The 12,089-nt window shown below is 33.2% G+C and carries 11 protein-coding genes; all 11 read left to right on the top strand.

All coding sequences use genetic code 11. The features are described from left to right. Positions 1 to 9 precede the first annotated feature (9 nt). The 11 genes from fabG (at position 10) to hisIE (ending at position 11,998) form a co-directional block, all read left to right on the top strand. The gene (gene fabG / locus H593_RS0102450; RefSeq protein WP_028870961.1) at positions 10 to 756 is read left to right on the top strand and encodes a 3-oxoacyl-[acyl-carrier-protein] reductase; all 747 of its coding nucleotides are present in this window, start codon (positions 10 to 12) and stop codon (positions 754 to 756) included. Positions 757 to 770: 14 nt separating this feature from the next. Then, positions 771 to 2,804 (top strand): hypothetical protein, encoded by a 2,034-nt coding sequence (locus tag H593_RS0102445; RefSeq protein ID WP_028870960.1) that lies wholly within the window; start codon positions 771 to 773, stop codon positions 2,802 to 2,804. A gap of 11 nt (positions 2,805 to 2,815) precedes the next feature. Continuing rightward, the gene (locus tag H593_RS0102440) at positions 2,816 to 3,631 is read left to right on the top strand and encodes a prohibitin family protein (protein WP_028870959.1); all 816 of its coding nucleotides are present in this window, start codon (positions 2,816 to 2,818) and stop codon (positions 3,629 to 3,631) included. A gap of 830 nt (positions 3,632 to 4,461) precedes the next feature. Beyond that, positions 4,462 to 5,319: an ATP phosphoribosyltransferase gene (gene hisG, locus H593_RS0102435; RefSeq protein WP_028870958.1), complete on the top strand. Its 858-nt coding sequence runs from the start codon at positions 4,462 to 4,464 to the stop codon at positions 5,317 to 5,319. Positions 5,320 to 5,375: 56 nt separating this feature from the next. Beyond that, entirely contained in the window at positions 5,376 to 6,695 is a 1,320-nt protein-coding gene (hisD, locus tag H593_RS18380; protein ID WP_051229597.1) for a histidinol dehydrogenase, read from the top strand. A gap of 4 nt (positions 6,696 to 6,699) precedes the next feature. Beyond that, positions 6,700 to 7,749 carry a histidinol-phosphate transaminase gene (hisC, locus tag H593_RS0102425; RefSeq protein WP_028870957.1) on the top strand — a complete coding sequence of 350 codons (1,050 nt, stop codon included), beginning with the start codon at positions 6,700 to 6,702 and terminating at the stop codon, positions 7,747 to 7,749. A 37-nt stretch (positions 7,750 to 7,786) separates the two neighbouring features. Further along, positions 7,787 to 8,920 carry a bifunctional histidinol-phosphatase/imidazoleglycerol-phosphate dehydratase HisB gene (gene hisB, locus H593_RS0102420; RefSeq protein ID WP_028870956.1) on the top strand — a complete coding sequence of 378 codons (1,134 nt, stop codon included), beginning with the start codon at positions 7,787 to 7,789 and terminating at the stop codon, positions 8,918 to 8,920. A gap of 135 nt (positions 8,921 to 9,055) precedes the next feature. Further along, positions 9,056 to 9,637 (top strand): imidazole glycerol phosphate synthase subunit HisH, encoded by a 582-nt coding sequence (gene hisH, locus H593_RS0102415; protein ID WP_028870955.1) that lies wholly within the window; start codon positions 9,056 to 9,058, stop codon positions 9,635 to 9,637. A 93-nt stretch (positions 9,638 to 9,730) separates the two neighbouring features. Next, positions 9,731 to 10,447, top strand: a complete 717-nt coding sequence (gene hisA / locus H593_RS0102410; RefSeq protein WP_028870954.1) for a 1-(5-phosphoribosyl)-5-[(5-phosphoribosylamino)methylideneamino]imidazole-4-carboxamide isomerase — start codon at positions 9,731 to 9,733, stop codon at positions 10,445 to 10,447. A gap of 3 nt (positions 10,448 to 10,450) precedes the next feature. Beyond that, positions 10,451 to 11,206 (top strand): imidazole glycerol phosphate synthase subunit HisF, encoded by a 756-nt coding sequence (hisF, locus tag H593_RS0102405; RefSeq protein WP_028870953.1) that lies wholly within the window; start codon positions 10,451 to 10,453, stop codon positions 11,204 to 11,206. 195 nt (positions 11,207 to 11,401) lie between these two features. Further along, positions 11,402 to 11,998 carry a bifunctional phosphoribosyl-AMP cyclohydrolase/phosphoribosyl-ATP diphosphatase HisIE gene (gene hisIE / locus H593_RS0102400; RefSeq protein ID WP_028870952.1) on the top strand — a complete coding sequence of 199 codons (597 nt, stop codon included), beginning with the start codon at positions 11,402 to 11,404 and terminating at the stop codon, positions 11,996 to 11,998. Positions 11,999 to 12,089 lie beyond the last annotated feature (91 nt).

Genomic DNA, 12,089 nt, shown 5'->3' with positions numbered 1-12,089 from the left:
TAGTATATAATGAAGTTATTAGAAGGAAAAACAGCAATAATCACTGGTGCAAGTCGTGGTATAGGCAAAGGTATTGCTCAAGTTTTTGCTCAGCATGGAGCTAATGTGGCATTCACATATAGCGCTTCGGTAGAAGCAGCAAATGAATTAGAGAAAGAATTAAAGGCTCAAGGAGTTAAAGCTAAAGGTTACCAAAGTAATGCCGCTAATTTTGACGAGTCTCAAAAACTAGTAGAAGATGTTCTTGCAGATTTTGGAAGCATAGATATATTAGTAAATAACGCAGGAATTACAAAAGATAATCTCCTCATGAGAATGGGAGAAGAAGATTTTGATAAAGTAATTGAAGTCAACTTAAAATCGGTTTTTAACATGACTAAAGCCGTTTTACGTACGATGTTGAAGCAACGTAAAGGGTCTATCATAAATATGAGTTCTGTTGTTGGTGTAAAAGGTAACGCAGGGCAAACCAATTATGCAGCTTCAAAAGCGGGTATTATTGGATTCTCAAAGTCTGTAGCTTTAGAATTAGGGTCTAGAAATATTAGAAGCAACGTGATTGCTCCTGGTTTTATTGAAACTGAAATGACTGCTAAATTAGACGAAGAAATTGTAAAAGGTTGGAGAAATGCCATCCCTTTAAAACGTGGCGGAAGTCCAGAAGATATCGCAAACGCTTGCGTGTTTTTAGCTAGTGATATGAGTACTTATATTACAGGGCAGACGTTAAATGTTGATGGTGGAATGTTGACATAATAGAACTATATTCATTGCAAACAGAAACAATAACATATATCTTCATATCTGGAATCATAGCGCTATCACTAGCGCTTTTTCAGTATGCTTATAAAGCGAAACTAAAAGGGAGACGTGCATGGCTATTATCAGCCTTACGTTTTGTGACTTATTTTTCAATCTTTTTATTACTTATTAATCCTAAGTTTGATAAGGTTACCTATTATAATGAAAAGCCAAATTTGGTGGTGGCTGTAGATAATTCAGAATCTATAAGCTATCTAGATCAGGCGAAAAACACGTCAGATCTTATTAAGTCTTTGAAAGCTAATGAAGCTTTGAACGAGAATTTTAATTTGGAGTTTTATCGTTTCGGAAAGGAAATAAACCCAACAGATTCGTTATCGTTTGACGAGAAGCAATCTAACCTTGCGTTAATTTTTGAGCGTTTATCTGAAGTGCATAATAACTCCATCTCGCCAACGCTTATTATTTCTGATGGGAATCAAACCTACGGAAATGACTATGCTTATATGACAAAACGATATAAGCAATCCATTTTTCCAATTATTTTAGGAGATACAACTACATATACAGATATTAAGGTTCAGCAGTTAAATGTGAATCGCTACGCGTATTTAAAAAATAAGTTTCCGGTAGAGGTTATTGCAACTTATAATGGGAATGCGACAGTAAATACACAGTTGAGAGTTTCTGCAGGAAACACAATAGTATTTTCTAAACCACTAACGTTTAGTAAATCACAAACTTCACAAATCGTGAACTTTACATTACCCGCTACTAGAGTAGGTGTGACGAGTTATAAGGCTCAAGTAGTTCCGCTAGAAAACGAAAAAAACACCATCAACAATGTCAAAAATTTTGCGGTTGAAGTGATAGATCAAAAAACGAATGTTGCCATAGTATCTGATCTATTGCACCCAGATTTAGGTACACTTAAAAAATCGATAGAAAGCAATGAGCAACGCAATGCAGATATCCTGTCTACGGTTGAATTTTTAAATAAATCGGCAGATTATCAATTGGTTATTGTGTATCAACCAACGAACAACTTTAGAGCATTATTCAATGAAATTGAGAAGTTGAAACTCAATAAAATTGTTATTACTGGGACGAAAACAAATTGGTCTTTATTAAATCAATTGCAAAATAATTACAAACAAGAATTAACGAATCAAACCGAGGAGTATCAACCAAGTTTAAATCAAAACTATTCAACATTTATAGTGGATGATTTGAACTTTGGAGAATTTCCACCTTTAAAAGGAGCATTTGGTGAAACCTCATTTGTGGTACCTTTTGAAACTATTCTTTATAAAACGATTAATGGTAATCAAATTGACGAACCTCTTTTTGCCACTTTTGAGATTAATGATAAACGTGAAGCACTAATTCTGGGTGAGGGGTTATGGAGATGGAGAGCGCAGGCCTACATTAATGAGAATTCATTTAATACGTTTGATGATTTTATTGGGAAACTGGTGCAGTATCTAAGTACTAATAAGCGTAGGACACGATTAAATGTAAATTATGAATCTTTTTATAACGGTAATGATAATGTGAGAATCACTTCACAGTTTTTCAATAAGAATTACATATTTGAAGATAATGCAAATTTAGATATTACTCTAAAAAACAAAGATACAGATGATGTTAAATCATATCCGTTTGTCTTAAAGAATACAGCGTATGAAGTAGATTTAAGTGGTTTAGAAGCAGGGAATTATTCATTTACTGTAACAGTAAATAACGAGAATATATCAAAATCTGGTGAACTCAAAATTTTAGACTACAATGTTGAGAAACAATTCTTAAATGCCAATGTTACTAAGCTTCAGGCCTTAGCAATAAATAGCGAAGGAACTTCCTATTTTATTGATAATACGTCGACATTAAGTTATGATTTAATTAACGATTCTAGGTTCGCTACAATACAAAAAAGCACTAAAAAAGTCGTACCTTTGATAGACTGGAAATATCTTCTAGCACTCATAGCATTAAGTCTAGCTACTGAGTGGTTTATAAGAAAATATAACGGACTTATTTAAAAACTAAAATCATGGAAAAATTACCAAAAAGTGGCATTATAGCGTTGATTGTTATAGTTCTATTATTAATAGGATTATTTAAATCAGCGGTCACAATTGATTCTGGGCATGCTGGAGTAGTACACGAGACACTTGGTGAAGGTGTAGATCCTGATAAAGAAGCGTTAGGGCCTGGTTTTCATATTATAGCGCCTTGGAATCGTGTTATCGATTATGAAACGCGTCAACAAGAAATGCCTGAAAAAATGTCTGTTTTATCTTCTAATGGATTGGATATAAAACTAGATGCCTCTGTATTGTATGAGCCAGATGCTGCAAACTTAGGTAAATTACATAATCAAAAAGGAACTGAATATAAGAGTAGAGTATTACAGCCAGCCATAAGAAGTGCTGCGCGTAGTGTTGTTGGTCGTTATACACCTGAGCAATTATATTCAAGTAAGAGAGATGCTATTCAAGATGAAATTTTGGAAGAAACAAAAAAGATTGTTGAGCCTCAATTTATTCAAATTAATGATATTTTAATTAGAGACGTAACCTTACCTTCAACAATTAAAGAAGCTATTGAGCGAAAATTAAAGCAAGAGCAAGAATCTTTAGAGTATGAGTTTAGATTAGTGACTGCAGCGAAGGAAGCTCAAAAAGTAATTATTGAAGCTGAAGGTAAAGCGGAATCTAATAGAATATTAAGCGCGTCATTAACTGATAAAATCTTACAAGATAAGGGTATAGATGCTACTATGAAACTTGCTGAGTCTCCAAATAGTAAAGTTATTGTAATAGGTTCTGGAGATTCTGGATTGCCAATTATTTTAGGTAACCAATAATATTTATTTGAGAGCATTTCTCATAGTCTTGATATTTAATTTTTGTGGTTTTGTTCAAAGCTAGGATAAACTAAATATCAAGATTTAGTGCAAACCTATTATGATAAAAAGTCTAATTAGCCTCTATTTATTTACGATGCTGCAAATGGAAACATAGTAGATGCTATAATTCATATTGGGATTAAAAATGGCTAGTATAAATTGCGATAATTGATAGTGAATATAGATGGTTTAAAATTAAGAATATTCAAGGGTTACCAGAGTCTTGCAAAGACTATGGTTTTCAGAATTAGGGAATAAAGTCTTAAAATTTTACGCTTCATGTGGATGGCTATAACGAAGATAGTCGTGTTTATTTATATGATTTGCTTTCAAAGAAAGCGAATAGAATTCATAAACTAGATAATTTTTAAAAAGCAAATATTACTGAAGTAGTGACCGTTGAGCAAACGTAAGTTTTACAGTCGTTAATAAAAAAATCGAAGTCTGTCTTGATTACCGTGACCAAAGTCCTTATCCTTGGCAAATAGGAGTAAAATAGGATTAATCTATAATTTTAAACTGAAATATTAATATTATCATAAATCGTGTTTCAAGATTTGGAATTATGAATTTTAATTCGCAACCTTTGCATATAATTTAATAACAATAATTTAATGAGTCTTACTCAATTACATCATCATTTTTATACTGGCTATCAAGCGAGTTGAAGATGTATTGAATAAATTCAAAACATATTTAAACCCGTTTGAGCTAATCAAACGGGTTTTTTGATTCGCGATTTTAGCTCAGACACAAAATAAAAGATACTCGCTTTCTCGAGATAAATTATGAGTAAACTTAAAATAGCAGTACAAAAATCAGGACGCCTTTATGACGATTCTATGAAGATTTTAAAAGACGTTGGGATTTCTATAGACAATGGTAAAGACCAATTAAAAGCATCTGCAAAAAATTTCCCTTTAGAAGTATTTTATCTTAGAAACGGTGATATTCCTCAATATTTAAAAGATGGAGTTGTTGATGCCGCAATTATTGGTGAAAATGTATTAATTGAGAAAGGCGATAAAATTTCAGTTGTTGAAAAACTAGGATTCTCTTCGTGTAAGGTGTCCATTGCAGTGCCAAAAGCAGCAAAGTATAGTGGTGTTGCAGATCTTGAAGGCAAGCGCATTGCTACGTCATATCCAAATACAGTTATTCAATTCTTAGAGAAGAATAATGTTAAGGCACATTTGCATATCATTAACGGTTCGGTTGAGATTGCGCCTAACATTGGATTAGCAGATGCAATTGTTGATATTGTTTCGAGTGGAAGTACATTATATAAAAACGGATTAAAAGAAGTTGAAATATTATTAAAATCTGAAGCTGTTCTAGCTGTTTCTCCTTTAATTTCTCCGGAAAACCAACAAATTTTAAATAAGTTACAGTTTCGGTTACAATCTGTTCTGCGCGGAAGACAAAGCAAATATGTCTTGTTAAATGCACCAAATGATAAGCTGGAAACTATCGTAAACATTTTACCAGGAATGAATAGTCCAACAATTTTGCCATTAGCTAAGGAAGGTTGGAGTTCGTTACACTCTGTAATTAATAAAAATGAGTTTTGGGAAGTTATTGATGAGCTTAAAAAAAATGGAGCAGAAGGAATATTGGTGTGTCCAATAGAGAACATGGTACTTTAATGTAAGACTCTATCTTTTTTTTAACACTAATTTAAACAATAGTAAAGAATCAACTAATGAATAAAACATATAATCCCAATAAGGCAGACTGGTTTGAATTACTAAAACGACCAACTCAAACTTTAGAGAATATAGAGAATACAGTTAATGAAATTTTCAATGATGTTCAGAGACAGGGAGATAAAGCGATATTAAAGTACACTGAAATGTTTGACGGAGTCAAATTGGAGGGGATGATTGTCTCTTCAGAAGAAATCGAAAACGCATCAAATTCAGTTTCCGAAGAATTAAAACAAGCGATTCAGTTCGCTAAGCAAAATATAGAAACTTTCCATATAGCTCAAAAGACAAAGCGTGTTTCTGTAGAAACCTCCAAAGGTATTGATTGCTGGCAAGAAAAGCGACCTATTCAGAAAGTTGGGTTATACATTCCAGGAGGTACAGCACCTTTGTTTTCGACAGTATTAATGCTGACAGTTCCTGCTAATATTGCTGGTTGTAAAGAAATCGTATTGTGTTCTCCTCCAAATAAAGAAGGAAAAATAGCCAATGAAATTCTGTACACAGCGCAATTATGTGGTGTGACTAAAATCATTAAAGTTGGAGGTATTCAGGCTATTGCAGGGTTAACCTTTGGAACAGAAACCTTACCCCAAGTTTATAAAATATTTGGTCCTGGAAACCAATATGTAACGGTAGCGAAACAATTAGCAACAAAATATGGAGTAGCCATAGATATGCCAGCTGGACCTAGTGAATTACTAGTTGTTGCAGATGATACAGCAAACGCAAGTTATGTCGCCTCAGATTTGTTAAGTCAAGCAGAACATGGAGCAGATAGTCAGGTTATTTTAGTGTCTACATCAAGACAATTAATGGACGCTGTTTCTTCTGAAGTTGAGAAGCAAATCAAATTACTACCAAGAATCGAAATGTCTCAAAAAGCAATTGATAACTCTAAATTGATATATGTTGAGAATCACGACATTGCTTTAGATATGATTAATGAATACGCACCAGAGCATTTTATTATTTGTACAGAAAATGAAGATTTTTATGTAGATAATATTGCGAATGCAGGATCTGTATTTATTGGAAATTACACACCCGAAAGCGCAGGAGATTACGCCTCAGGAACAAATCACACCTTGCCAACTAATGGGTTTAGTAAAGCCTATTCTGGTGTCAATTTAGACAGTTTTACTAAAAGCATCACATTTCAGAAGATCACAAAAGAAGGTATTTTAAATATTGGTAATACCATTGAGTTAATGGCAGAGGCAGAAGGCTTACAAGCACACAAAAATGCGGTGACATTGCGATTAAAAGATTTAATTTCTGAAAAATCAGGAACGTCTAACTTAAAAATAAAGTAACCTAATGGATCGTCAACAATTTCAATTGGATAGTTTTTTGAGAGAAAATATCAAAGACTTAAAACCGTATTCATCAGCAAGAGATGAATACAATGAGGTGTCTGGTGATATGGTGTTTTTAGATGCCAATGAGAATCCGTTTCAAAATGGAGTTAATAGGTATCCTGATCCGCAACAGTATAAAGTGAAATCTCAACTCTCCAAATTAAAAGATATTTCTACAGATAATATCTTACTCGGAAATGGTAGTGATGAAGTATTAGATTTAATTTTTAGAGCTTTTTGTGAACCTAATAAAGATGCTATAATTACGTTGCCACCAACATATGGTATGTATGATGTTTTGGCAAATATCAATGCGGTTAGAAATATTAAGATTCAATTAAGTTCAGATTTTGAGCCTAACTATGATGACGTTTTAAGCGCTGCAAATACGCAAGCTAAATTGTTGTTTTTATGTTCACCAAATAATCCAACAGCGAATAGCTTTAAAGCAGATACCATAGAGAAGTTGATATTAAATTTCAAAGGAATTGTAATTATTGATGAAGCTTATATCGATTTTTCGAAAGACGAGTCGTGGATTAGAAGATTGAAAGAGTTTCCTAATTTAATAGTCACACAGACTTTGTCCAAGGCTTATGGGATGGCGGGAATTCGTTTGGGAGTTTGTTATGCTTCAACAGAAATAATCTCTGTTTTAAACCGAATTAAACCGCCTTATAATGTTAATGAATTAACGCAATTGAAAGCTTTGGAGCGGTTGTCTAAACCAACAGCGATTTCCGAAGAAATTAAGAGGATTCTAGAGCAACGTGACTGGCTTATTTTAGAATTAAAAAAGATTGAATTTGTAGACACTGTTTATGCATCAGATGCTAATTTTATTTTAGTAAAAGTCGATGACGCAGATACTCGTTATACGGGATTGATACAGCAAGGAATTGTAGTAAGAAATAGAACCAACCAACCACTTTGTGAAAACTGCTTGCGATTTACGGTTGGAACTCAACAAGAAAATATAAAATTAATTACAGCATTAACCAACCTGTAAGGTCTTTCTAGATCTGAGGTTTTAATAAGAAACAATTATGCAGCGCGTACTATTTATAGACAGAGACGGAACCATTATAAAAGAACCAGCAGATGAACAAATCGACTCGTTTGAAAAACTAGATTTTTACCCAAAAGTATTTCAATATTTAAGTAAAATAGCAAAAGAGTTAGATTTTGAAATCGTAATGATTACTAATCAAGATGGCTTAGGAACAGAGGTTTATCCAGAAAATACATTTTGGCCAGTTCACAACTTTGTACTAAAAACGTTTGAAGCAGAAGGTGTGGTTTTTAAGGAACAATTTATAGATAGAACTTTTGCAAAAGACAATGCGCTAACGCGAAAACCAAATACAGGTTTACTGACTAAATACTTTTCTTCGAATTATGATTTAGCGAACTCCTTTGTTATTGGAGATCGCTTAACAGATATAGAGTTAGCTAAGAATTTAGGCTCAAAAGGAATTTTTATAAATGATAATACCAATTTAGGAACTGATGAAATCACAGTGAAACGTGAGGCATTAGATCAATATATCGCTATAGAAAGTAATGATTGGGAGGCTATTTACACCTTTTTAAAAGCAGATGCTAGAACTGGGAGTATTGAGAGAAATACCAATGAGACAAAAATTAAAATTGATTTAAATCTCGATGGCACAGGCAACAGTAATATTGATACAGGAATAGCTTTTTTTGATCATATGCTTGATCAAATTGCACGTCACGGACAATTAGACTTAACTCTTAAAGTGGATGGTGATTTAGAAGTTGATGAGCATCATACCATTGAGGATACAGCAATTGCACTTGGAGAATTGTTCGCTGCGACATTAGGTAATAAACTAGGAATTGAACGCTATGGTTTTTCTCTACCAATGGATGATTGTTTTGCTCAAGCTGCAATAGATTTTGGAGGGCGTAATTGGTTAGTTTGGGAAGTAGATTTCAAACGTGAAATGATTGGTAAAATGCCAACTGAAATGTTCTACCACTTTTTTAAATCGTTTACAGATGGTGCGAAGTGTAACTTAAACATAAAAGCAGAAGGTACTAACGAACATCACAAAATCGAAGCGATTTTTAAAGCGTTTGCAAAAGCTATTAAAATGGCTGTAAAACGAGATATAGAGAAAATGATATTACCATCCACAAAAGGAGTGTTGTAAATACTTTTAGTAAACAAAAAAAATAAAATTCCAAATCTAGAATCTTGGAGAGATTTTTTGGAATTTGAAAATTTAGTTTTGGAATTTGTAATGACAAGCTTCAATGAAAAATAATTATGAATGGACAGTAAACCTTTGAAACTAGTAATAATCGATTATGGCGCAGGAAACATTAAGAGTATTCAATTTGCTTTTAAACGTTTAGGGGTGGATGCTATTCTTTCAAACAATCCTGAAGTTATTACATCTGCAGAGAGAGTTATTTTTCCTGGTGTTGGAGAAGCTAGTTCTGCAATGAAGATGCTTAAAAAAAGTGGGTTAGATACACTTATTCCAACTTTAAAACAACCGGTTTTAGGTATTTGTTTAGGGATGCAATTGATGTGTAATTCGAGTGAGGAGGGAAATACAAAAGGCTTAGGTATTTTTAATGTTGATGTGAAACGTTTCTCAAGTGCAGTTAAAGTCCCTCAAATGGGTTGGAATACTATAAATGAGTTAAAATCTAATCTGTTTAGAAACATAGAAGAGGATGCTTTCATGTACCTTGTACATAGTTTTTATGCAGACATGTGCCAAGAAGCCATCGCATCAACTACATATGAGTTAAAATATGCCTCTGCTTTACAAAAAGACAATTTTTATGGTGTTCAATTTCATCCTGAAAAAAGCAGTGTAGTGGGAGAACAAGTATTGAGGAATTTTTTAGAGCTTTAAAATTAAAGATATACTGCTAGGTTTTTTTTAAATCTAACAGATATGAAAACAAATATTAATTAAAAGAGATTCCCGCTGTCGTGGGAAGTGAACATGAGAATTATACCAGCAATAGATATCATCGATGGAAAATGTGTTAGACTCACAAAAGGTGATTACAGTACAAAAAAAATATACAATGAAAACCCTATTGAAGTTGCTAAGGAGTTTGAGGCAGCGGGAATTCAATATCTACATTTAGTAGATCTTGATGGTGCCAAAGCTCAACATGTTGTCAATTATAAGGTATTAGAACAAATAACATCTAAAACCACATTAAAAATTGATTTTGGCGGAGGTTTAAAAACAGATGAGGATTTACATATTGCTTTTAATTCTGGAGCAAAACAAATTACAGGAGGAAGTATTGCGGTCAAAAATGCAGGAATATTTGAAGGCTGGGTTAATAAATATGGAGGCATAAAAATAATTCTAGGTGCAGACTGTAATAATGAAAAGATAGCTGTAAGTGGTTGGCAGGAGGAGAGTGACATGGATGTGATTCCGTTTATAACATCTTATGAAAACAAAGGGATAAAATATGTGATTTGTACCGATATTGCCAAGGACGGGATGTTACAAGGACCTTCGTTTGATTTATATAAAAGAATTTTAAGCGAAACAAAAGATATCAAGTTAATAGCTTCTGGAGGTGTGACTTCTATTGATGATTTAAATGTACTCGAGGACTTAGGTTGTGAAGCTGCTATTATTGGTAAAGCACTTTATGAAGGTCATATTAAATTGAAAGACTTAGAATCACATTTTTAAATTATGCTCACAAAAAGAATTATTCCATGCTTAGATATTAAAAACGGTCGTACTGTTAAGGGGGTCAATTTTATAGATTTACGGGATGCTGGAGATCCAGTAGAACTGGCTAAGCAATATGCGAATCTAGGCGCAGATGAATTAGTGTTTTTAGATATTTCTGCGACCTTAGAAGGTCGTAAAACAATGCATGACATGGTTTTAAAAGTTGCAGAGCAAGTTAATATCCCTTTTACTGTTGGCGGCGGGATTTCATCTATTGAAGATGTTGATGATTTATTAAAATGTGGTGCTGATAAAATTTCCATAAATTCAAGTGCTATAAAGCGTCCAGATTTAGTAAATGAATTATCTAATAAATTTGGCAGTCAGTGTGTTGTTGTAGCCATTGATGCGAAACAAATAAACAATCAATGGATTGTCCATTTGGCAGGAGGAACGATACCAACAGCACTAAATCTATTTGATTGGGCAAGAGAAGTTGCGCAAAGAGGTGCTGGAGAAATTTTATTTACGTCAATGAATAATGACGGAACAAAAGCTGGATTCGCAAATGAAGCTTTAGCTAAACTTTCAGAAACTTTAAATATTCCAATCATCGCTTCTGGAGGTGCAGGAACGGTTCAACATTTTGTAGATACATTTAAAGAGGGTAAGGCGGATGCTGCTTTGGCTGCTAGCGTTTTTCATTTTGGTGAGATTGAGATTCTGGATTTGAAACGAGAACTAAGAAAGAATAATATAGAAGTACGATTATAACTGTATCGTCATTCTTTATGGTCACTAAGCATTGTTGAAATAAAAATATATTTTTAGAGTATGTCCCTAAGTAGAGTTTAATAAAGTCTGTTTTTGGGATACATAAACAATTAAATTACAATACGTTTACTGCCTTTGCAGTAATGATAACTTTAATTAAAATAGTTCCTTAATAAGAAAGGAGTAATAGAGAATATGAATATAGATTACAATAAAAATAACGGACTCGTACCAGCAATTATTCAAGATGCTTCAACCCATAAAGTCTTAATGTTAGGTTATATGAATGAAGAGGCTGTAAAGAAAACAATTGCAACTAAGTTAGTGACGTTTTTTAGTAGAACCAAACAACGTTTATGGACTAAAGGAGAAGAAAGTGGTAATGTGCTCAATTTCGTTGGAATGAAGTTAGACTGCGATAGCGATACTCTTTTAGTACAAGTCAATCCTGAAGGACCAACCTGTCATAAAGGTTCTGATACCTGCTGGAATGATGATAATACTCAAAGTTTTGGGTTTCTTTCAGATTTAGAAACTGTAATTGAAAACAGAAAAAATAATGCCGCAGAAGACACCTCTTATGTCGCTTCTTTATTTGCTAAAGGCATCAATAAAATCGCTCAAAAAGTAGGAGAAGAGGCTGTGGAAGTCGTTATTGAGGCAAAAGATAATGATGATAAACTATTTTTAGACGAAAGTGCAGATTTACTATTTCATTATATGATTTTATTACAATTTAAAGGTTTTAAATTGAATGATGTTGTAGATGTTTTAAAAAGCCGTGAGAAATAAAAAGTAAGCCATCACAATTGTGATGGCTTTTTTCTAATGATGATAAATAGAAAGTTTAATCGTGCATTAGAACCACATAAAACTCTTATTA

This window comes from Psychroserpens burtonensis DSM 12212, assembly GCF_000425305.1.
Taxonomy (GTDB): Bacteria; Bacteroidota; Bacteroidia; order Flavobacteriales; family Flavobacteriaceae; genus Psychroserpens; species Psychroserpens burtonensis.
This window is presented reverse-complemented; position numbering and strand designations above follow the sequence as displayed.

Coding starts and splice junctions, on each gene's coding strand:
- fabG (WP_028870961.1), top strand. CDS start 10: ATGAAGTTATTAGAAGGAAAAACAGCAATAATCACTGGTGCAAGTCGT.
- H593_RS0102440 (WP_028870959.1), top strand. CDS start 2,816: ATGGAAAAATTACCAAAAAGTGGCATTATAGCGTTGATTGTTATAGTT.
- hisG (WP_028870958.1), top strand. CDS start 4,462: ATGAGTAAACTTAAAATAGCAGTACAAAAATCAGGACGCCTTTATGAC.
- hisD (WP_051229597.1), top strand. CDS start 5,376: ATGAATAAAACATATAATCCCAATAAGGCAGACTGGTTTGAATTACTA.
- hisC (WP_028870957.1), top strand. CDS start 6,700: ATGGATCGTCAACAATTTCAATTGGATAGTTTTTTGAGAGAAAATATC.
- hisB (WP_028870956.1), top strand. CDS start 7,787: ATGCAGCGCGTACTATTTATAGACAGAGACGGAACCATTATAAAAGAA.
- hisA (WP_028870954.1), top strand. CDS start 9,731: ATGAGAATTATACCAGCAATAGATATCATCGATGGAAAATGTGTTAGA.
- hisF (WP_028870953.1), top strand. CDS start 10,451: ATGCTCACAAAAAGAATTATTCCATGCTTAGATATTAAAAACGGTCGT.
- hisIE (WP_028870952.1), top strand. CDS start 11,402: ATGAATATAGATTACAATAAAAATAACGGACTCGTACCAGCAATTATT.